At 66.3% G+C, this 20,766-nt stretch carries 18 protein-coding genes; 7 read left to right on the forward strand and 11 right to left on the reverse strand.

Annotated elements, in window-relative coordinates:
• Window positions 1–82 precede the first annotated feature (82 nt).
• From ACLMAJ_RS04100 to ACLMAJ_RS04110, 3 genes are read right to left on the reverse strand one after another with little or no spacing between them, the layout of a single operon-like run.
• Window positions 83–607, reverse strand: coding sequence for an FxsA family protein (locus tag ACLMAJ_RS04100; protein ID WP_412012124.1), 525 nt, complete (start codon window positions 605–607; stop codon window positions 83–85).
• A 59-nt stretch (window positions 608–666) separates the two neighbouring features.
• On the reverse strand, window positions 667–1,326 hold the full coding sequence (locus tag ACLMAJ_RS04105) for a response regulator (protein ID WP_412012125.1): 660 nt from the start codon (window positions 1,324–1,326) through the stop codon (window positions 667–669).
• Between the two features lie 29 nt (window positions 1,327–1,355).
• A complete protein-coding gene (locus tag ACLMAJ_RS04110) occupies window positions 1,356–2,531 on the reverse strand; it encodes a sensor histidine kinase (protein WP_412012126.1) in 1,176 nt (391 codons plus the stop codon).
• 77 nt (window positions 2,532–2,608) lie between these two features.
• On the opposite strand from ACLMAJ_RS04110, the gene ACLMAJ_RS04115 reads away from it, so the two are divergent.
• Entirely contained in the window at window positions 2,609–3,376 is a 768-nt protein-coding gene (locus ACLMAJ_RS04115; protein WP_412012127.1) for a TSUP family transporter, read from the forward strand.
• Between the two features lie 5 nt (window positions 3,377–3,381).
• Here the strand turns inward: ACLMAJ_RS04115 and ACLMAJ_RS04120 are convergent, their stop codons facing one another.
• On the reverse strand, window positions 3,382–4,038 hold the full coding sequence (locus tag ACLMAJ_RS04120; protein ID WP_412012128.1) for a TetR/AcrR family transcriptional regulator: 657 nt from the start codon (window positions 4,036–4,038) through the stop codon (window positions 3,382–3,384).
• A 363-nt stretch (window positions 4,039–4,401) separates the two neighbouring features.
• Between ACLMAJ_RS04120 and ACLMAJ_RS04125 the strand changes: the two genes are divergently transcribed.
• Window positions 4,402–5,931 (forward strand): TldD/PmbA family protein, encoded by a 1,530-nt coding sequence (locus ACLMAJ_RS04125; RefSeq protein ID WP_412012129.1) that lies wholly within the window; start codon window positions 4,402–4,404, stop codon window positions 5,929–5,931.
• Between the two features lie 20 nt (window positions 5,932–5,951).
• Window positions 5,952–7,328 (forward strand): metallopeptidase TldD-related protein, encoded by a 1,377-nt coding sequence (locus ACLMAJ_RS04130; protein ID WP_412012495.1) that lies wholly within the window; start codon window positions 5,952–5,954, stop codon window positions 7,326–7,328.
• Between the two features lie 18 nt (window positions 7,329–7,346).
• On the opposite strand, the gene ACLMAJ_RS04135 is transcribed toward ACLMAJ_RS04130, so the two are convergent.
• Both ACLMAJ_RS04135 and ACLMAJ_RS04140 read right to left on the reverse strand, forming a co-directional pair.
• The gene (locus ACLMAJ_RS04135; RefSeq protein ID WP_412012130.1) at window positions 7,347–7,730 is read right to left on the reverse strand and encodes a PPOX class F420-dependent oxidoreductase; all 384 of its coding nucleotides are present in this window, start codon (window positions 7,728–7,730) and stop codon (window positions 7,347–7,349) included.
• Complete coding sequence (locus ACLMAJ_RS04140; RefSeq protein ID WP_412012131.1) at window positions 7,727–8,296, reverse strand: PadR family transcriptional regulator; 570 nt, start codon at window positions 8,294–8,296, stop codon at window positions 7,727–7,729. Before ACLMAJ_RS04140 ends, ACLMAJ_RS04135 begins: the two co-directional genes overlap by 4 nt.
• 113 nt (window positions 8,297–8,409) lie before the next feature.
• On the opposite strand from ACLMAJ_RS04140, the gene ACLMAJ_RS04145 reads away from it, so the two are divergent.
• Window positions 8,410–9,129, forward strand: coding sequence for a VOC family protein (locus ACLMAJ_RS04145; protein WP_412012132.1), 720 nt, complete (start codon window positions 8,410–8,412; stop codon window positions 9,127–9,129).
• 9 nt (window positions 9,130–9,138) lie between these two features.
• On the opposite strand, the gene map is transcribed toward ACLMAJ_RS04145, so the two are convergent.
• Window positions 9,139–9,906, reverse strand: a complete 768-nt coding sequence (gene map, locus ACLMAJ_RS04150) for a type I methionyl aminopeptidase (protein ID WP_412012133.1) — start codon at window positions 9,904–9,906, stop codon at window positions 9,139–9,141.
• Between the two features lie 98 nt (window positions 9,907–10,004).
• Between map and ACLMAJ_RS04155 the strand changes: the two genes are divergently transcribed.
• A complete protein-coding gene (locus tag ACLMAJ_RS04155) occupies window positions 10,005–10,268 on the forward strand; it encodes a helix-turn-helix transcriptional regulator (protein WP_412012134.1) in 264 nt (87 codons plus the stop codon).
• A 90-nt stretch (window positions 10,269–10,358) separates the two neighbouring features.
• On the opposite strand, the gene ACLMAJ_RS04160 is transcribed toward ACLMAJ_RS04155, so the two are convergent.
• Complete coding sequence (locus ACLMAJ_RS04160; protein WP_412012135.1) at window positions 10,359–12,932, reverse strand: MFS transporter; 2,574 nt, start codon at window positions 12,930–12,932, stop codon at window positions 10,359–10,361.
• A gap of 336 nt (window positions 12,933–13,268) precedes the next feature.
• Window positions 13,269–14,414 (reverse strand): helix-turn-helix transcriptional regulator, encoded by a 1,146-nt coding sequence (locus ACLMAJ_RS04165; protein WP_412012136.1) that lies wholly within the window; start codon window positions 14,412–14,414, stop codon window positions 13,269–13,271.
• A gap of 172 nt (window positions 14,415–14,586) precedes the next feature.
• On the opposite strand from ACLMAJ_RS04165, the gene ACLMAJ_RS04170 reads away from it, so the two are divergent.
• On the forward strand, window positions 14,587–15,297 hold the full coding sequence (locus tag ACLMAJ_RS04170) for an FAD/NAD(P)-binding protein (RefSeq protein WP_412012137.1): 711 nt from the start codon (window positions 14,587–14,589) through the stop codon (window positions 15,295–15,297).
• Window positions 15,255–16,049 (forward strand): hypothetical protein, encoded by a 795-nt coding sequence (locus ACLMAJ_RS04175; protein ID WP_412012138.1) that lies wholly within the window; start codon window positions 15,255–15,257, stop codon window positions 16,047–16,049. The genes ACLMAJ_RS04170 and ACLMAJ_RS04175 overlap by 43 nt, the downstream gene beginning before the upstream one ends.
• 265 nt (window positions 16,050–16,314) lie before the next feature.
• Here the strand turns inward: ACLMAJ_RS04175 and ACLMAJ_RS04180 are convergent, their stop codons facing one another.
• Together ACLMAJ_RS04180 and cobN are read right to left on the reverse strand one after the other, a co-directional pair.
• Window positions 16,315–16,854 carry a DUF8020 domain-containing protein gene (locus tag ACLMAJ_RS04180; protein ID WP_412012139.1) on the reverse strand — a complete coding sequence of 180 codons (540 nt, stop codon included), beginning with the start codon at window positions 16,852–16,854 and terminating at the stop codon, window positions 16,315–16,317.
• Between the two features lie 334 nt (window positions 16,855–17,188).
• Window positions 17,189–20,761, reverse strand: a complete 3,573-nt coding sequence (cobN, locus tag ACLMAJ_RS04185; protein WP_412012140.1) for a cobaltochelatase subunit CobN — start codon at window positions 20,759–20,761, stop codon at window positions 17,189–17,191.
• Between the last annotated feature and the right edge of the window lie 5 nt (window positions 20,762–20,766).

Genomic DNA, 20,766 nt, shown 5'->3' on the forward strand with positions numbered 1-20,766 from the left:
ACGGCACGATAGCCCTTCCAACGGCTGGTTGGAATAGGCGCCCGCGCCGCACCGGATGCGCTGGGCCCGATCCGAACTCGAATCACGGCCCGATCGCGGGGCGAGTCACCGGCTTTCCGTCGTCGTACCACTCGGTCTCGACGACACCGTCGACGATATCGTCGCGCTTGATGACCTCTTCGCCATCGATGACCACGCCGCGGTACGGCATCGCGGCGGCCAGGCGGCCGAGGCGGCGAGCGCCGAAGGCGGCGACAAGGGGCCTTATCACGAAGCGGGTCGGCGGCAGCAACAGAAGCACGCCGACCACCGAGGTGACCAGGCCGGGTATGGAGATCAGGAGTGTGGCCACGGCAACGAGAAGGCCGTCGGTGACGGCGGCGCCGGGGGCGACCTCACCGCGCCCCGCGCGACCGAGCTGTTCGAATACGCGCTTGCCCTGAGATCTGATCAGCATCGCGCCGGCGGCCGATACTCCGATCAGCACAAGGATGGCAGGAAAGGTGCCGATCAGCTGGCTTAAACCGAAGAGCGCGGCGAACTCGACGATCAGATAGAGCACGAACAACACGGCAGGCATGGCGCCCCTTTCGGACGGTCTACTCATTGCAACGCACGATGAGCCTGCTTTTCTCCCGAACGAGCCTGATATCTCGCTGAGACCGCCTATCCACCCGGACGAACCAAGCCGGTTTCGTACGCGAGCACCACCGCCTGAACCCGGTCGCGCAGGCCGAGTTTCGTCAGCACCCGGCCCACATGCGTCTTGACGGTCGCCTCGGAAAGGTACAACTGCTCGGCGATTTCCGCATTGGAGCGCCCCGCGGCGATCTGTTCGAGCACCTCGCGCTCCCTGGCGGTCAGCACGTCGAGGATGCGGGGGTCGCGCATGTCGCCGGGGTCCTCGGCGATGAGCCGATCGAGCAGTCGTTTGGTCACCTTCGGCGAGACCACGGCGTCGCCCGCCGCGACACTGCGAATGGCGGAGATCAGGTCCTCGGGCGGGGTGTCCTTGAGCAGGAAACCGCTTGCCCCCGCGCGCAGCGCGCCCAGCGCGTGTTCGTCGAGATCGAACGTCGTCATCACCAGCACCCGGCAGCCATCGCCCGCATCGACGATCCGCCCGGTCGCGGTGACACCGTCGACGACGGGCATCCGGACGTCCATCAACACCACATCCGGGCGCAGCTCCTTGGCGCGCGACACCGCTGTCGCGCCGTTCTCGGCCTCTCCGACCACCTCGATGTCGGGATGCGCGCCCAACACCATCTTCAGTCCCATGCGCATGAGTTCCTGGTCATCGACGACAAGCACGGTGATCGGCACATCACCAATCTATCGCCCGCCCACTCTCCTCAACTCTCGTCGGCGGTATCGAGCGGAATGGTCGCGTATACCCGCCAGGCACCGTCGGGCGCGCGGCCGGTTTCGATGGTGCCGCCGAGCACGGCGATGCGTTCGCGCATCCCCGCAAGCCCCATCCCACCTCCCTTGATCGCGTTCCCGGTCGGGTCATGGACCGGGATGCCGCCGGAATCGGTCACCTCGATCACGATGTCGGTGGCACCGCGCAGCACCCGAACCCAAGCCTTCGGGTGCGCACCCGCGTGGCGCAGGGTGTTGGTCAGCGATTCCTGGACGACGCGGTGCACGCCGAGGCTGACCTCGGGTGGGACGCTGTCGAGCTCACCCGTCAGCTCGAGTTCGACGGCGAGTCCGATGCTGCGCATCACTTCGACGAGTTTGGCGATGCCTGCCGTCCCGTGCTGCGGTACCTGCTCGAGCGTTGGTTCGATGCGCAGCAACGAGACGGTGCGGCGTAGCTCGCGCAGTGCCTCGCGGCCGGTACCCGCGATGGTGGTGAGTGCTTGTTCGGCGATGTCGGGGTCACGGCGCAGTGCGTACCTCGCGCCGTCGGCCTGCACGATGATCACGCTCACCGCGTGCGCGACGACGTCGTGCAGTTCACGGGCGATGCGGGTGCGTTCGAAGGAAACCGCGTCGTGCGCGCGACGCTCCCGGTCATAGTCGGCGACCGCGAGCCGCGCGGCCACCTCGGTGTCGTAGGCGTGGCGTGCACCGATGAACTCCGCGAGCGTCCAGCACAGCAAGTAGAACATCGCGGTGAACAGGGCGTCGGTGCCCGAGGGTTTGTCCAGCAGCAGGAAGGAAAAAGCACTGTCGGCCACGAGGCCCCCGGCGTACCACAGCCCCTCGCGGCGGCCGACATACGCGACGAGCGTGTAGAGCATGATGCCGAGCCCGAGTAGGGCGATGTGGTCGGCATTGTCTTCGGTCAGATATCCGATCACAGCGGAGGTGATCGACAGCACCAGCATCGCCGCCGCCATCACACGCGGATACAGCCGGCGGAACGCCACCGGCACCGGCAGCAGTACCCCGATCCCGAGGTAGGTCAGCTTGTGATCGGAGTTGGCGACGCCGAGAACTTCGAGCAGCAGCAGCGCCGCGGCCAGCACCGAATCCGAGACGAGGGGCCTATCACGAAGCCACAGACTGAATCGGCGCACGAATATCAGCCTATGTCGGGGGTGGCAGCGTATGGGCGCCGGGAATCGGGCACATGCTCATCTGGTTGGCTGGCTGCGTGGATTTTGCAGACTGGGCGGCCCTATTGGTCGCCGCGACGGCCGCTGGCTGGGTGGATGCCGTGGTCGGCGGAGGCGGGCTGATCATCTTGCCGACCTTGTTTCTGGTCGCACCCGGAATCACACCGCAAACCGCACTCGGCACAAACAAATTCGCGGCGGTCGCAGGGACCGGAGCCTCGGTGGCGACCTTCGCACGGCGAGTTCCGATTCGCTGGCGAGTGCTGTTGCCAGCGGCGGGCATCGCCGCGGTGACCGCCGCCGCGGGCGCGGCCGCGGTGTCGCTCATCGACCGCGACCTGTTCATTCCGATCGTGATGGTGGTGTTGGTCGGGGTCGCGGTCTTCGTCACGCTGCGTCCGGCCATCGGCATCACAATCGCAACGCACGCACCGACGCGGCGCAAGTTCATCCTGGTGGTGGCGCTGGCCGCCGGACTGGTCGGGTTCTACGACGGCCTGCTCGGTCCCGGCACCGGCACCTTCCTGATCATCACCTTCGCCACCCTGCTCGGCACCGAGTTCGTCCGCGCGGCGGCGATGGCGAAGGTCATCAACTGCGGGTCGAACCTCGGCGCGCTGATCTTCTTCGCCGCGACCGGTCACATCATGTTCGGACTCGGCGCGGCCATGGCGGTGTGCAATGTGGCAGGCGCGATCGCGGGCTCACGCATGGCTTTACGCAAGGGCGCCGAGTTCGTACGGATCGTGCTGCTGGTGGTGGTGATCGTGATGGTGATCCGGTTGGGCTGGCAACAATTCGGCTGACCGGCTCAGCCGACCGGTTCGGCGTGCATCGTGGAATTCGAGGCGAGCCATGGTTGCAGCACGCGCGAGGTCGTCTCGTGGATGCGGCGATGTAGCCGCTCACCGTCCTCGGAAGCGGCGTGCGGGCTCTGGAACAGCACCGTGAGCGCACCGGAAACCGCGCCGACGACCGCGCCGACCAGTGCCGCGGCCCCGACCTCGTCCAGTTCGGACGGGAAGGCCATATGCAATTGCCTGGCGATCTCCCGCTGCGCGACCAACTGCGCGTGGGCCGCGCGCCCGCTCACCGCGGGCACGATCCGCGACACCTGCGCGCGCAGTGCGGCGATCCTGGCGCTGAGATCATCGACGAGATGCTCACCCGGGTTGTCACCTGCCGCGCGCAGCGCGCGCAGCAACACCTCCACCGGACGTTCGCCGGGGCGACGGCTGCCGATCGCAACGACCGCGGCGCGCACCCGCTCATCCTGCTCCGGGAACAGCAACTCTTCCTTGCTGGCGAAGTAGTTGAAGAACGTGCGGGTGCCGACCTCCGCGGCGGCGGCGATGTCGGCCACCGTCGTTTCCTCGTAACCTCTCTCTTCGAAAAGTTCGACGGACGCCTCGAGCAGGGCGCGGCGGGTACGTTCTCGTTTGCGATCGCGGAGGGCGGATGGCGGCACGCGCGGCACAGTACGGCATTTGGCGACGTGGGTACGGCATGCGCGGGTTTCGCGCGTGCCGTTACCCATTCGCGATGGTCGTCCACCGATTCGCCCAGGTAAGCGGTAGCGATCGAACCTTCGCCAACCCTCGATTTCCGACGAACTCGAGACTTGAATCGGGTGGCGTAGCGTGACGTGGCCGGTCCGTGGCAGCCGAACATCCACCCGGTCAAGCATTTTGGCGGTGGCTGAATACGCTCTGCACCAAGGATCGTGTGCGACTTTGCGGTTCATGCGTGTTTTGCGGTGTGCGCGTACTCGCGCGGCGTGTACGCGCGAGTATCGCGCGACTTGCCGGTGGGACCGACTACGTTGGTGCGGGTGAGTATCGCGACTTCCAAGGACGTGGACGCCGAGTTCCTTTCGCTACCGCTGACCGCGCTCGCCGACGCCGCCTTGTCCGCGGCGAAAGCGGCGGGTGCCGAGCACGCCGATCTGCGAGTGCACCGGTTGGTCACCCAGTCGATCCGGCTGCGTGACGGCCGGGTGGAGGCGATCACCAACGCGACCGATCTCGGTTTCGCTGTCCGCGTGGTCGTCGACGGCACGTGGGGTTTCGCCTCGCACGCCGCACTCACCACGCAGGCGGCGGCCGAGGTGGCCCGCCGCGCGGTGACGGTGGCGACCACGCTGCGCGCACTCAACCGCGAGCGCGTCGAGCTCGCCGCGGAGCCCCGCTACGACAACGCGCACTGGGTGTCCTCCTACGACCTCGACCCCTTCAGCGTGCCGACCACCGAGAAGGTCGCTCTGCTACAGGACTATTCGGGCCGCCTGTCCGCCGCCGACGGCGTCGACCACGTCTCCGCGTCGGTGCTACAGGTCAAGGAACAGACCTTCTACGCCGACACCGCAGGCTCGACAATCACCCAGCAGCGGGTGCGCCTGTTTCCGCAATTCGAGGCGACCACAGTCGATTCCGCGGCAGGTGTCTTCGAAACCATGCGCACCCTCGCGCCGCCGGCCGGACGGGGCTGGGAGTACCTCACCGGGACGGACGACAGCTGGGACTGGATCGGTGAGCTCGCGCAGATCCCGGCGTGGCTGGCCGAGAAGGTGAAAGCCCCCACCGTGCGGCCGGGCCCCACCGACCTGGTCATCGACCCGACCAACCTGTGGCTGACCATCCACGAGTCCATCGGCCATGCTACCGAATACGACCGCGCAATCGGTTACGAATCCGCGTATGCGGGGACCTCGTTCGCGACGCCGGACAAGCTCGGAACTCTGCGATACGGCACCCCGATCATGCATGTCACCGGCGACCGCACCCAGGAGCACGGCCTTGCCACCGTCGGCTACGACGATGAGGGCGTCGCGGGGCAGCGCTGGGATCTGGTGCGCGATGGCGTGCTCGTCGGCTATCAGCTCGATCGCGTCTTCGCCCCGCGTCTCGGGCTCGACCGCTCCAACGGCTGCTCCTACGCCGACTCTCCGCACCATGTCCCGATCCAGCGGATGGCCAACGTGTCGCTGCAACCGGACACCACTCGCGACACCACCACCGAAGAACTCATCTCGCGCGTCGAAGACGGCATCTACATCGTCGGCGACAAGTCGTGGTCGATCGACATGCAGCGCTACAACTTCCAGTTCACCGGCCAGCGGTTCTTCCGAATCCGCGACGGCAAGCTGGACGGCCAGCTCCGTGACGTCGCGTATCAGGCGACCACCACGGACTTCTGGGGCTCGATGGAGGCGGTGGGCGGGCCGTCGACCTGGCGGCTCGGTGGCGCCTTCAACTGCGGCAAGGCCCAACCGGGTCAGGTCGCCGCGGTCAGTCACGGCTGCCCGTCGATCCTGGTGCGCGGCATCAATATTCTCAACACCCGGACGGAGGCGGGCCAGTGAACGCGATCGGTACCGGCCTGATGCCCGCGGGCGCTGTGGTCGAACAGGCGCTCGCACTCTCGCGCGCGGACGAGGCGATGGTGATCGTCACCGACGCCGGCGAGGCATCGCTGCGCTGGGCGGGCAACTCGATGACCACCAACGGTTCCTCGATTTCCCGCGACTGGGCAGTGATCTCGGTCTTCCGCGACGGCCCGAACTCCGCACGGGTCGGCAGCGTCAGCTCGACCAGCGTGGACCCCGACGATATCGAGGCGCTCGTGCGCGCCAGCGAGGAAGCCGCCCGCAGCGCCGAGCCCGCCAAGGACGCGATGCCGCTGCTGACGCCCGACACCGACGATGCGCAGGATTGGGCCGCGGCACCCGGCAGCACCGGCATCGAGGTCTTCACCGACCTCGCCCGCGACCTGTCCACGGGTTTCGATGCGACCGATCAGCTCTACGGTTTCGCCCACCACCAGATCCACACCACCTGGCTGGGAACCTCGACCGGTATCCGCCGCCGATTCGTCCAGCCCACCGGTTCGGTAGAAATCAATGGAAAGCGCGGCCAAGGCGCCGACCTGGCCAGCGCCTGGGTCGGCGTCGGCACCGCCGATTTCACCGATGTCGATATCCCCGGCCTGCTCACCGAGCTCTCCCGCCGCCTCGACTGGTCCAAGCGTCGCGTCGACCTGCCCGCCGGTCGCTACGAAACCCTGCTGCCGCCCTCGGCGGTCGCCGACCTGATGATCTACATGGCCTGGGAAATGCAGGGCCGCGGCGCCCAGGAGGGCCACACCGCCTTCGCCCGCGCAGGCGGTACCCGAATCGGCGAGCGGCTCACCGACATTCCGCTGACCCTGTACTCCGACCCGAACGCGGATGGCCTGGAATACCGACCGTTCGTCGCGACCTCTGCGTCCTCGGAGACGCTCTCGGTCTTCGACAACGGTCTGCGGGCGCAGCGGGTCGACTGGTTGCGCGACGGTGTCATCGAATCCCTCGTCTATCCGCGCGCCATGGCCGCCGAATTCGACGCGCCGACCACGCTGCCCGCCGAAAACCTACTTCTCACCGGTGGATCCGGCGCGAACCTCGACGAGATGATCGCCGGGACCGAGCGCGGCCTGCTGCTCACCACCCTCTGGTACATCCGCGAGGTCGACCCGGCCACACTGCTGCTGACCGGTCTCACCCGCGATGGCGTCTACCTCGTCGAAAACGGGGAAGTCACCGCTGCCGTCAACAACTTCCGCTTCAATGAAAGCCCCATCGACCTGCTCCGCCGTGCCAGCGAAGCCGGTGCGACCGAGACCACGCTCCCCCGCGAATGGAAGGACTGGTTCACCCGAACGGCCATGCCGCCGTTGCGGATTCCCGACTTCCACATGTCCTCGGTCAGCCAAGCGACCTGATTTCCGGCACCGGAACGATCAGGCGGCAGGCGTGATCTCGAGGCCGATGGTGCCGGCCTTGCCGCGGCGCAAGATGCTTCCGAAGATGACGATCGGGCCGAGTAGCCAGTATTTCCTCCTGAGCAGCTTGCGAACCTGCTCGGTGCCCTCCGCGTCGAGCACCCGCCCGGTGCCCTCGATCACCTCGCCGTGCGGCTTGCCCGACGGGTTGCACGGCTGCAGCGTCACGGCTGGATTGCGGCGCAACCGCTTCACCTTCCAGCTGTCGGTCGGCGTCCATGCGTACAGCTTGCCTTGGTCGGCCACCGCCCACACCGCGGTGGCGACCGGTGTGCCGTCCTTCCGGAACGTCGTCAGCAGAACGTAATCGGCCTCGCCGACGGCTCCGAGCGTGTTCGTCATGATGGCAGCGTATTCGGTTTGTCGGACATGCGGTATTCCCCGGCCTCCATGCGTTCGAGCAGGCCGGCGGTCCAGCCCGCCAGATGCCCGAAGACCCCGCTCCACAGTTCGAGCAGGTCGGCGGAGTGCGGCGGTTCGTGTCGGCCGGGGAAGGTGGGGATCATCGCGAGCAGGTCGGCGCGGACCGCCTCGCTGCGGCGACGCTGTTCGCGCAGCTTCTCGATGACGTGTGCGCGCGGCAACGCGTCCATGAAGGCGATAGCGGCGCCGAGCTCTTCCATGTCGACACTCACCAGCGCCTCGTCCATCAACATGCGGAACTCGGACTCACCCGCCTCGGTCACCGCAAACAGCGTGCGGCCCGGCCCCTGATCACTGCCTTCGGTCCCGTGGGTGCTGAGCTTGCCTTCCTGTGTCAGCTGTTTGAGCGCGTGATAGATCGATCCCGGTTTGACGTTCGTCCAGGTCTCCGCACGCCAGGACAACAGTTCGCGACGCACGGCATAGCCGTAGGTCGGCTGACGCAACCGCATCACGCCGAGGACGAGCAGCCGCACGGCCGACATGGACGAGCTCCCTTCAGAGCCGGAAAACACCTATGGTACTCAAACTTGACTTCCGACCGAACAGCACCCTAACCTCTGGTAGTCAAATTTGATTAGTACATACGGAGGCAACAATGGGCGACACGGCGGTTCCGATTCTCTGGAGCGGCACATTGACCGACACCCTGGACTTCTATCGAGCCATCGGCTACACCGTCACCTACGAACAGTCCCGCCCCTACCCGTACGGCGCGGTCGAGGCACACGGATGCGCCCTCCACTTCGCCTCCGAGCCCAAGGGCACCGAACTCCCCGCCGAACAGGTCAGCTGCCTGGTCATGCTCGACAATGTCGCCGAGCGCCATCGCGCCTTCACCGAGGCGCTGCGCACCCGCTACGGCAAGGTCCCCGCGAAGGGCTGTCCGCGAATCACCCGATTCCGGCCGGGTCAGAGCAGATTCACCGTGGTGGACCCGGTCGGCAATTCGGTGATCTACATCCAGCGTGACGAACCCGAAGACGTCGACTACGGCGGCTCGCGTGAACTCGAGGGCCTGGCGAGGGTTTTGGACAACGCGCGGATTCTGCGCGACTTCAAGAACGACGACAAGACCGCGGTCCGCGTCATCGAGGTCGGATTGGGCCGATTCGGCGACGAAGCGCCGCGAACCGACAAGGCAAGGGCACTGGCCGCACTGATCGAATTGGCGGTCGCCTTGGACAAACCCGCTCGCCGCGAAGAATTGCGCGCCGAATTGAAGGCGATGGAACTGTCCGAGGATGAGCGCGAGTCGGTCGCGGGCGAACTCCACGCGGCCACCGACCTGGCCGACTGGCTAGCCGAAGAAGGCTGAGCGTCGGGCTCACCCGACCCGAGTCAAAACCTCGGGCCCCTCGGCGGTGATCGCCACCGTGTGCTCGGAATGCGCGGTCCGTGAACCATCCGCGGAACGAATTGTCCAGCCGTCGGGATCGGTGAAGATCTGATCGGTGGTGCGCGCGAACCACGGCTCGATGGCGATCGCCAACCCAGGCCGCAACTTGTAGCCGCGCCCCGCGCGCCCCACATTCGCCACGTGCGGGTCTTCGTGCATTGTTCGCCCGATCCCATGCCCACCGAATTCGGTATTCACCGGATACCCGTAGCCGTGTGCCACTTCCGCAATCGCGGCCGAGATATCGCCGATCCGATTACCGGGCAGCGCCACCGCGATCGCGGCCTCCAAAGCCTCCTCGGTCGCCCGCACCAACTGCACATCCGCCGCCGCGGCCCGGCCGACGATCACGGTTACCGCCGAATCCGCCACCCACCCATCGACGCCGATCGCCAGGTCCATGCTGAGCACATCACCATCGCGCAGCACATAGTCGAACGGAAGACCATGCAGCACAGCATCATTCACCGACAAGCAGACAGTATTGCGAAACGGCCCACGCCCGAACGACGGCGAATAGTCCCAGTAGCACGACTGCGCACCCCGCTGCCGGATCCGTTCCCGCACAATGGCTTCCAAATCGAGCAGGTTCACCCCGACCTGCGCCCGCTGCCGCAACTCGGCCAGAATCCCCCCGACGAACTCCCCCGCAACCCGCATCCGCGCGATCTCGTCCCGACTCTTCAGCTCCACCATGCAACCCACTCCGTTCGGTATTTTAATACCACCCTAACTCACTCGGTATTTTAATACCAACGCTTGCGGTATTTAAATACCGCTCATACTCTGGTGCCATGGTTCGCCTCCCACTGACCCCCGCACAGATCGAGGCCGGTCGCCGCCTCGGCACCCGGCTGCGCGCCGCACGCGCAGACCGCGACCTGACCGACACCGCGACCGCGGCGGGCATCTCGCCGGAAACCCTTCGCAAGATCGAAACCGGCCGTCTCCCCACCCCGGCCTTCGGCACGATCGTGTCCATCGCCGCCGTCTTGGACCTTCCACTGGAAGAACTCGCCGACACCTGGCGCTCGGCCCGCCTCGCCGAATCCGCCTGAAAGCGCAGAGCAGCCCGCGGTAAAGCGTGGTGGGCGCCACGACCTGCCCGACAGACTTGGCTACTTTGGAGAACGCCCGATCAGAATCACTCAGCGATGGTTCGCCGGATCATCCGCCCCATAGCCGAGTTTCACGTCGTGAACGACTTCGCCGCCCACCACCGTGACACGGCTGGAGACCGGCGGGTAGCCGCGGGCCACGACCGTGTACTGCCCCTCGGGCAGATCGCTGACGACGTAGCGACCGTGCTCATCGGTGCGCGCGGTCGCGGTCAGATCGCCTTCGGCATCCAGGACGGTGATCTGGACGTCGGGAACGTGCCGGTCGCCCTCGGACCATGCTGATCCGGCCAGCACCGCCATCGGGTCCAAGTCGATGTCCTTGCGCAGCAGACCGCCCTCGGACACGGTGAGCGTCGTGGCGTTCGGGCGCATATGGTCGGCGACGGCAACCAGGGTGTAGGTGCCGGAGACAACACCGTGGCAGACATAGACGCCGTCACCTGAGGTAATCGCCGCGCCGACGACCTCGCCCCGCATATCGGTCAGGGTGACGGTCGCGCCGACCAGCGGTTCACCGCGTCGTGCCGATCGGACAACGCCCGACAGCTCACCGGAGCCCATGAGCGTCAGATCCATTTGCAGGGTGCGGTGCCCGACTGCCACGCTGACCGCCTCCGGCTGATGCCCGGACGCGGATGCGATCAAGACGAAATTGCCGCCCGCCGGCACGCCGATGATGTAGCCGCCGTGCGGATCGCCTGTCGCCCTGGCAACCTGGTGTCCGCGCTGGTCGATCAACGTCAGCGCAGCACCGGGCACCGGGCGTCCGTCCCCGTGCCGAATCCGGCCACGGATCGATCGGCGCTCCGGTTCGGGGAACCCCTCCACCAAATCCTGCTCCGCCACCGCAGTTCCCACCACCGCGACCTGATATACACCGTTGCCCTGATGATCGACCGAAAGGTGTCCACTGCCGGCGAGCACCGGGGCGGGCTCGGACAGTGCCTGCGCGGCGCCCTCCCAGACCTGCGATTCCTCCCAGGTCGATTCCTCTCCGACCAGTTCGGCAACCTTCGCCACCGGAGCCGGATCATCTTGCAGCGGAATCTCTTTCATGAACATCAGCACGACCGCACCAAGCAGCGCTACCGCGGCGGCCACGTAGAACACCCCCGACATCGAACTGGTGAACCCGGTCAGGATCGGAACCCGCAGTTCCTCCGGCAGATCCGCGATCCCACTCGTGTTGCTCTGTATGCCGCCGAGCTGGGCGGCATCGAACCCGTCGGGCAGTTGCCCACCGAATGCATCGATGATCTTGTGCGGCAACAGGTTGAACAGGATCGTCAGGAAGACCGCGACCCCCAGCGTCCCGCCCATCTGCCGGAAGAAGGTCGCCGCCGCGGTGGACACGCCCATATCCGAGCGCGGACCGGCGTTCTGCGCCGCGATGATCAGCGTCTGCATACACCCGCCGAGGCCGAGGCCGATGATCCCGGCATACACCAGCGGCTGCCACAGCGGGCTGTCGTAGAGCACGCGCGCGTGCAATGCCGCACCGACCGCCATCACGAACGACCCGAGCACGGGCAGCGCCTTGTAATGGCCGGTGGCCTTGGTGATCCGTCCGGCCGTCTGCGAGCCGATCATGATGCCGAGCACCAGCGGCAGCATCATCAGACCCGAGTTCGTCGGCGAGTAGCCGCGCACCACCTGGTAGTACTGCGGCACCATCACGATGGCGCCGAACATCGCGACACCGACGATGAAGCCGCCGACGATCGACACGCTGAAGGTCGAATTCCTGAACAACCGCAGCGGGATCAGCGCCGCGTCCTTCATCAGGAACTCGATGAACAGGAACAGCACCAGCCCGGCCGCGCCGATGCCGTAGCAGATCAGCGCCCGATCGGAACTCCAGCCCCAGTTGCGGCCCTGTTCGGCGACGATCAGCAGCGGCACAACGCAAATCGTCAACGCCAGCGCACCGAACCAGTCGATCCGGTGCTTCTGGCGCTGATGGGGCACATTGAGCACCTTGGCGACAACACCGAGCGCGAGTACGCCGATCGGCACGTTCACCAGGAACACCCAGCGCCAGCCCTCGAGCCCCCACAGATGGTCGTAGTTGGAAAAGAAGCCGCCGAGCACCGGGCCGAGCACCGTGGCCGAGCCGAAGACCATCATGAAATAGCCCTGGTAGCGCACTCGTTCGCGGGCGGGCACGATATCGCCGATGATAGTGAAAGCCAGTGACATCAACCCGCCGGCGCCGAGCCCCTGGAAGGCACGGAATCCCGCGAGTTCGTACATCGAGGTCGCGAAGGTGCAGGCAATCGATCCGAGGATGAACAGGCCGATCGCCGTGAGATAGAACGGCTTTCGCCCATAGATGTCGGCCAGCTTGCCGTACAGCGGCGTGGTGATCGTCGCGGTGATCAGGTATGCCGTTGTCGCCCACGCCTGCTGGTCGAACCCGTGCAGGCTGTTCGAGATCTTTACGATCGCCACGCTCACGATGTTCTGGTCGAGGGCGGCCAGAAAGATGCCGAGCAGCAGACCGGACAGGATGGTCAGGATCTGCCGGTGCGACAGTGCCGCGCCCTCGCCCGCGTCCAGGCCCGGCGGCATTGCCGGTGCCTTGGTCGTGGAATTCGTCATTTATGCGCCCTAATTCTGATCGGCTAGCTGCGGTGAAGTTTCTGGAAAACCTGTACACGCGGGCGCGGCCATGAAGCGGTCGACCCGACACTCGACGAGGCCATGCGCCTGGAGATCTCGGCTGCAGTAGCTCGGCGAGCTTTACCGGTGCACTGCGGCCCGTCATCGACGAGGCAGCGCAGCACGGTAAGGCCGGCAGTCGATCCAGCCGGCCAAACATCATTAGCACCTGAAACTAGTTGCGACCGCCCACTATACAGACGCCCGAACAGCACCCCAACGCCCCTCACCCAACCCAATCCACCTGGGCGAACAGGGAACGGCGCAGCACTGTTTCTAGCTCGCGTCCAGTACGCGGATCGTGTTGCGGGCGGTGACGGGTTCGTAGTGATCGGTGAAGAGTTTCGCGACCAGCTCGCCACGGCTGGTGACGCCGACCTTGTCGAAAATCGCCTTGACGTGATCGCGCACCGTATGCGGGGAAAGGAAGAGCCGGGTGGCGATTTCGCCGGTGGACAGGCCACGAGCGATGAGTTCGGTGACCTCGAGCTCGCGAGAGGTGAGTTCGTAGGCCGCCACCAACAGTGCCGCGACTTCGGAGGCTTTGGCGGGCTCGACTACCAACACAGTTGGGCCGCTGCGGCTGTCGGCGTCGCGGAGGCAGGAAGCGTGGCAGACCAGCCAGCCCGTGCTGGTTCGGATGCGGATGCGAGCACCGGCGCCGGCCAGCCGAGCCCGGCCTGCGGTGCTGAGAATCCATGCGGGAAGCGATATTTGGATACCACATGGCGTCACCGTGGACGGGCCGGGCGGCAGCAGTGCCAGCAGGTGGCGGGCCTCGTCGTTGATCGAGATCAGGCTGCCGGCGGGGTCGAAGAGCAGCATTCCGGGGGTGTCGATGAGCGCGGACGCTGATGTGGCCGTGGGTTGCGCGAAGCCGCGCAGCCGCCGCGCCATCGGTGTGCAGAGTGTGTCGACGAGTGCGATGTCGGTGGCATCGAAGGAGTCCCGGCCCCGCGCGCGAAACAGACTCAGCTGACCCCATGGCCTGCCGCCGACCCGGAACACCGCCCGCAGTTCATCCTCGAAACCGCGGGGCCGCATGAAGCTTCCGTACAGCGGGCTCAGCGAAGGCCTGTCACCGGTCATCGCACGCAGCCCGGCGACCGGGGTCTCGGCGCGCGCCAGATCCCGGAAGAGGTTCACATGCTCGGCGAAAAGCTCCGACTCCCAGTAGGTTCCGCAGCCACCCTCGTGCAGGTTCTCGATCCGCACCGGTGCGGTGGTCAGCCCGTTGATGGGATCGGTCGCGACCCAGACGGCGGCGTCGAACGGCGCGATCCGGCGCAGGCGGGTAGAGGTCTCCGCGAAGAGCGCGTGCGCGTCGGGAGCGGCCGCGATCCCGGCAAGCAGCGCAGCCACCAGGCACCGGTCGGCATAGTCATACCCACCATCTTGCGGTGCCCCCGAAGCGCGCGCCATCCCACACATGAGGGGTAATGCCCAGGCGATCGGCGAAATTCCCATGCCAGGTGACGCGGTGGGCACCGATGCGCAAACCCCTCGATCGAGGGATATCCGGCAGCTAGGCCTACGGGCGACTCTGGTCGAGGTCGAACCACTGGAGACCAGGGCGAATTTCGAAGGAGATCTCATGCACATCGGAGTCATCGGCGCGGGCACGGCGGTGGTCGGCCTGCTCGACGCACTGGCCGCGCTGGAGGAAAAGCCGAACCGAATAACGGTCTTCGAAGGTTCGCCGACATTGTGGCGGGGCCGGCCATACCAGCCGGACCTGGCGGCCGTGCGGGTCAATGTGCCGCCGATCAGGATGTCGATGCGTGTCGGTGATCCGATGCACTATCAGAGCTGGCAGGCCGACCGCGACGTGACGGCGTATCTCGACGAGGGGCTGGGTCAGCCGCTGGTGCCGCGCAGCGTGTACGGCGAGTACCTGGAGTACACCGCCGCGGCCGCCATCGGCCGGTTGCGCGACAGCGGCTGCTCGGTCCGTATTGTCCGCGCAAACGTCATCGGATTCTCCCGCGAGAGGCACGATGTGCTGCACACCGACAACGGCGACCATGTTCCGGTGGACCGCGCGGTGTTGTGCGTGGGCAGCGGCCGCCCGCGCGACCACTACGGGCTCACCGGCGCACCCGGATACGTCAATGAGCCCTACCCCCTTGCCGATTCGCTGTCGGAGATCCCTGCGGATCACCATGTCGCGGTATCGGCAGCGGGCTGTGCGCCGTCGATGTCGCCGTCGGCCTGTCCTCGAACGGGCACACCGGCCCGATCAGTCTGCTGTCGCGCAGCGGCGTGCTGCCCGACGTACAACAACGCCCCGTCCGGCTGGAGCTGAAACACCTCACCCAGGACAATGTGCTGCGCTCGGCCACCGAACACAAGTCACTCACCTTCGCCCAACTGGTTTCGTTGATGCGCGCCGAACTCGCGGACCTGAGCGAGGATTTCGATTCCTTCGCCGCCGAGATCTCGAACACCGAATCCGAGAACCCGATGGATCGTCTCCGCCGCCAACTGGCCGCGGTCCATGGGCCGCACCACGGACGGCGACTCTTGGTCATGGCCATTCGCGTCGTCGGCCCGATCGTGTGGTCACTGCTCGCGGAGCCGGACCGGGACATGCTGCGCACCCACTATTTCCGCACCATCAACAGCCTCAGCTCGCCCATGGTGCCGCACAACGCGAAGATCGTGCTCCGACTGCTCGACTCGGGACAGCTCCGACTGCACCCCGGTGTCACCAAGGTCGCGGCCCGCTCCGGCGGCGGTTTCACCATCACCGACGATTCCGAGTGGACCGCCGACACCGTCCGCAACGCGGTCAACCCGCCCGCCTACACGACCCCATCGGAAACCGAGTCTCTGGTCGGCGCCCTGCTCACCGCGGGCGCGGCCGAACTCCACCCGGCAGGCGGCCTGATCGCGCAACCCCGCACCCGACGTCTGCTCATCGCCGACCGACCTGACCCTACTTGGCACGTGCTCGGCAATCTGGCCGCTGACTCCATGTTTATTGCCACCAACCCGCCGGGCCTGGCCGCCGAGGCCGTGGTCCTCGCTCAAAACCTCTTCGGCCGATCAGCGTGATCGGCGCACCTGTTCGACGTCGACTTCGACGTACTGGACGCCCCGGAACTATCCGTGCACCTTCTTGCCACCGCCGAGCGATTCCGAAAGGCGGCGGGCGATATATGAAAGGAGGAATTGGAATACGGCCGATCCACCGCCAGCCATCAATCGTCGGCTCCGATCGATTTCCCCCGGATGCGCAATGGCGACATGGCAATCCGGCCGCACCGGCAACACTCCGATCGCGGCCGAACCACCGTTCATGTTTCCCTTCTGTCGCCGCTTACTGGTTCGCGCCGATGATGCCGCCGATGATGCCCCCGACGACACAGCCGACGACAGCGCCGACAAGGATGAACCAGACACCGATCAGGATGCCGATCGCGCAGCCGATCAGCACGCCCGCCACCGTTGTTCCCGCATCACCGATGGCTTGCAGGGCAATGGATTCCGGCGAGTTGGTAGCCGCGGCGACCGGCCCGCCGACCGGCGTGAGAGTCAGCTCGGTACCTGTGCTGTTCAGTGCGGGAGTGACTGCGAGCTCTTGACCGGTCTGCATCTGTAGCGTCGTCGGAATGACGCCGACCACCGCACCGTCGGGCGCCGTCACGGTGACCGCGTCCGGTGCGAGCGTGAACGTTCCGGACGCCAGTGCGACCGTAGCGCTCGAATGGTCGGGTGCCAGTGTGGTCGTGTACGCGACCGCGCCGTCCACCCCGCTGATAGTTGTGCCCGGCAGCCCTGCTTCACCATGTGCGGTGACAGTGGCGATGCCGGTGGCAGCGATCGCCATGATCGCGATCACCACCAATTTTTTGATCATCATAAGACTTTCCCAATCAACCTGCCGATTCGATTGGCGTTTCCCCGTAAACGGCCATTGGACATCAACAATCATGCGCCCTTGACGTGGCAGCTGTCGAGAGAATCGGAGAGTCGAATTACGTTGCAAGATCATATAATTCGATTACCCAGTAATTGGGGGGTTGATTTCCCTTGGCATTTCGAACACAATTCGATCTCCAGGGCGAGTCGACGTATCGGATCACGGGCCACCACTCGACCTCCACTCGGGGAGTTCCCAGCGACATGCAGCGCGACCCACCGAAGTCGTACTTCGGCGGGTCGCGAACTCCGAAACGTCAGTGCCCCAAGAGCTACTCGAGTTCACCCTCGGTCTCCAGGTAGACCTGTCGCAGCCGGTCGAGGGTGGCCTGTTCCGGCTTCTCCCACAGGTCGCGCTCGGCGGCTTCCAGCAGCCGCTCGGCAATGCCGTGCAGCGCCCACGGGTTGGACTGCTCCATGAACTTCCGGTTCACATCGTCGAAAACGTAACTCTCCGCGAGCTTTTCGTACATCCAGTCGGCCACAACATTAGTGGTCGCGTCGTAGCCGAAGAGGTAGTCGACGGTGGCCGCCATTTCGAAGGCGCCCTTGTAACCGTGGCGGCGCATCGCCTCCAGCCAGCGTGGGTTCACCACGCGGGCACGGAAGACACGGGAAGTCTCCTCTGAGAGGGTTCGGGTGCGCACCGCATCGGGCCGGGTGCTGTCGCCGATGTAGGCCTCGGGGTTCTTGCCGGTCAGTGCGCGTACGGTGGCGACCATGCCGCCGTGGTACTGGAAGTAGTCGTCGGAGTCGGCGATGTCGTGTTCGCGGGTATCGGTGTTCTTGGCCGCCACCGTGATCCGCCGGTAGGCGGTACGCATATCGTCGGCAGCGGGCGCGCCGTCGAGGTCACGGCCGTAGGCGAAGCCGCCCCACGCGGTGTACACCTGCGCGAGGTCGTCGTCGTTGCGCCAGCTCTTCGAATCGATCAGTTGCAGGATGCCCGCGCCGTAGGTGCCCGGCTTGGAACCGAAGATGCGGGTGGTGGCGCGGCGCTGGTCGCCGTGCTCGGCGAGGTCGGCCTGTGCGTGCGCGCGTACGTAATTGGATTCCAGCGGCTCGTCCAGCTCGGCGACCAGCCGGACGGCGTCATCCAGCAGCGCGAGCACGTGTGGGAATGCGTCGCGGAAGAATCCGCTGATGCGCACTGTGACGTCGATGCGGGGGCGGGCGAGCTCCTCCAGGGCGATGATTTCCAGGGAGGTAACGCGGCGGCTGGCCTCGTCCCACACCGGCCGGACCCCGAGCAGCGCCAGGACTTCGGCGATATCGTCGCCGGAGGTACGCATCGCCGAGGTGCCCCAGACCGAAAGGCCCACCGAACGTGGGTATTCGCCATGGTCGGCCCGGTATCGGTCCAGCAGCGAATCCGCCATGGCCTGACCGGTTTCCCAGGCCAGTCGCGACGGCACCGCCTTCGGGTCGACCGAGTAGAAGTTGCGCCCGGTGGGCAGCACGTTGATCAATCCACGCAGCGGCGACCCGCTCGGGCCCGCCGGGATGAAGCCGCCGTTGAGCGCGTGCAGAATCCGGTCGATCTCGATGCCGGTCTGGCGCAGTCGCGGCACCACCTCGGTGGCGGCGAACCGCAGCACCTGCGCGACCGCGGGGTTGTCGGTAATGGTGTCCACCGCATCGGCGGACCAATCCGTTGCCTGTAGCGCGGAGACCAGTTCACGCGCTTGGGCTTCGACCCGGTCGACACGTTCGCGCGCCTCGCTGCCGGATTCGTCGAGTCCGAGCGCCTCACGCAGGCCGGGCACGTTACGCTCGCCGCCCCACAGTTGACGGGCGCGCAGCATGGCGAGCACCAGGTCGAGCTCGCTGTCGCCTACCGGCGCCTGGCCGAGAATGTGCAGGCCGTCGCGGATCTGCACGTCTTTGATCTCACAGAGCCAGCCGTCGACGTGCAGCAGCATGTCATCGAAGACGTCCTCTTCCGGACGTTCGGCCAAGCCCAGATCGTGGTCCATTTTCGCCGCCCGCATCAGCGTCCAGATCTGCTGGCGGATCGCGGGCAGTTTGGCCGGGTCCAGCGTGGAGATATTGGCGTGCTCGTCGAGCAGCTGCTCCAAACGCGAGATGTCGCCGTAGCTTTCGGCGCGTGCCATCGGTGGGATCAGGTGATCGACGAGGGTGGCGTGCGCGCGGCGCTTGGCCTGCGTGCCCTCACCGGGATCGTTGACCAGGAATGGGTAGATCAGCGGCAGCTCGCCGAGTGCGGCATCGGTGCCGCAGGAAGCGGACATACCGAGGGTCTTACCCGGCAACCACTCCAGGTTGCCGTGCTTACCCAGGTGCACCATCGCGTCGGCGGCGAAACCGTCCGGCGCGGAAATCCAGCGGTATGCCGCAAGATAGTGGTGGCTCGGCGGCAGATCCGGGTCGTGGTAGATGGCGACCGGGTTCTCGCCGAAACCGCGAGGCGGCTGCACCATCAGCACCACATTGCCGAAGCGCAGTGCGGCGATGACGATTTCCCCGTTGGGGTCGGCGGAGCGATCGACGTACAGTTCGCCGGGCGGCGGGCCCCACGCCTCGATCACGGCCGCGCGCAGGTCGTCGGGCAGGGTGTCGAACCATGCCGAATACCGTGCCGCGCTGATCCGGATCGGGTTGCCTTCGAGCTGTTCGGCGGTCAGCCAATCGGGGTCCTGGCCGCCCGCGGCGATGAGCGCGTGAATCAGTGCGTCGCCATCACGCTCCGCGAGCCCGGGTACCTCCCCTTCGGGGCCCAGATCGTAACCGGCCGAACGCATTTCGCTGAGCAGCCGGATCGCGCTCGCCGGGGTGTCCAGGCCGACCGCGTTGCCGATGCGGGCGTGCTTGGTCGGGTAGGCCGACATCATGAGGGCGACCCGACGTCGCTCGGTCGGTATATGTCGCAGTCGAGCGTGGCGCACCGCGATACCGGCCACCCGTGCCGCGCGCTCCGCGTCGGGCACATAGGTGGACAGACCGTCGGCGTCGAACTCCTTGAACGAGAACGGCACGGTGATGATCCGGCCGTCGAACTCCGGCACCGCGACCTGGGTGGCGACATCGAGCGGCGAAAGGCCGTCGTCGTTGGCCTGCCATTGCGCGCGACCACTGGTCAGGCACAAGCCTTGCAGGATAGGCACATCCAGCTCGGCCAATGCCGCGACATCCCACGCCTCGTCGTCACCGCCTGCCGAGGCGGTCGCGGGCTTGGACCCGCCCGCCGCGAGCACGGTGACCACAAGCGCGTCGGCCTGGCGGAGAGTATCGAGCAGTTCGGGTTCGGCGGTGCGCAGTGAGGCGCAGTAGAGCGGCAACGGCCGCGCACCCGCGTTTTCGATTGCGGCGCACAATGCTTCGATGTAGGTGGTGTTCCCGGCCAGGTGCTGTGCACGGTAGTAGATGACCGCGACGGTCGGGCCATCGACCGGTGCCGCGAGGCGATCCAGCCGACCCCAGCTCGGCAACTGCACCGGCGGTTCGAAGCCGTGTCCGGTGAGCAGCACCGTGTCCGACAGGAAGTTGTGCAACTGACGGAGGTTGCCCGCACCCCCGGCCGCGAGGTAGTTGTGCGCGTCGGCGGCGACACCGCCCGGCACCGTCGAGCACTCCATCAGCTCGGCGTCCGGCGCCAGCTCACCACCGAGCGCCACCACCGGTACCCCGCTGGCGCGCACGGCTTCCAAGCCCGCCTCCCAGGCCCGCTTGCCGCCGAGGATCCGCACGATCACCAGATCGGCGCCGTCGAGCAGCGCGGGCAGATCCTCGACCAGCAACCGAGCGGGATTGCCCCACCGATAGGCCGCGCCACTCGCGCGCGCGCTCAACAGATCGGTATCGGACGTGGACAGCAGCAAAATCACAGGTG

Source organism: Nocardia arseniciresistens (assembly GCF_046764875.1).
Classification (GTDB): Bacteria; Actinomycetota; Actinomycetes; order Mycobacteriales; family Mycobacteriaceae; genus Nocardia; species Nocardia arseniciresistens.

Coding starts and splice junctions, on each gene's coding strand:
- ACLMAJ_RS04160 (WP_412012135.1), bottom strand. CDS start 12,932: ATGACGAATTCCACGACCAAGGCACCGGCAATGCCGCCGGGCCTGGAC.
- ACLMAJ_RS04100 (WP_412012124.1), bottom strand. CDS start 607: ATGAGTAGACCGTCCGAAAGGGGCGCCATGCCTGCCGTGTTGTTCGTG.
- ACLMAJ_RS04140 (WP_412012131.1), bottom strand. CDS start 8,296: ATGTCGGCCGTGCGGCTGCTCGTCCTCGGCGTGATGCGGTTGCGTCAG.
- ACLMAJ_RS04155 (WP_412012134.1), top strand. CDS start 10,005: ATGGTTCGCCTCCCACTGACCCCCGCACAGATCGAGGCCGGTCGCCGC.
- ACLMAJ_RS04145 (WP_412012132.1), top strand. CDS start 8,410: ATGGGCGACACGGCGGTTCCGATTCTCTGGAGCGGCACATTGACCGAC.
- ACLMAJ_RS04130 (WP_412012495.1), top strand. CDS start 5,952: ATGCCCGCGGGCGCTGTGGTCGAACAGGCGCTCGCACTCTCGCGCGCG.
- ACLMAJ_RS04170 (WP_412012137.1), top strand. CDS start 14,587: ATGCACATCGGAGTCATCGGCGCGGGCACGGCGGTGGTCGGCCTGCTC.
- map (WP_412012133.1), bottom strand. CDS start 9,906: ATGGTGGAGCTGAAGAGTCGGGACGAGATCGCGCGGATGCGGGTTGCG.
- ACLMAJ_RS04135 (WP_412012130.1), bottom strand. CDS start 7,730: ATGACGAACACGCTCGGAGCCGTCGGCGAGGCCGATTACGTTCTGCTG.
- ACLMAJ_RS04180 (WP_412012139.1), bottom strand. CDS start 16,854: ATGATCAAAAAATTGGTGGTGATCGCGATCATGGCGATCGCTGCCACC.
- ACLMAJ_RS04165 (WP_412012136.1), bottom strand. CDS start 14,414: ATGGCGCGCGCTTCGGGGGCACCGCAAGATGGTGGGTATGACTATGCC.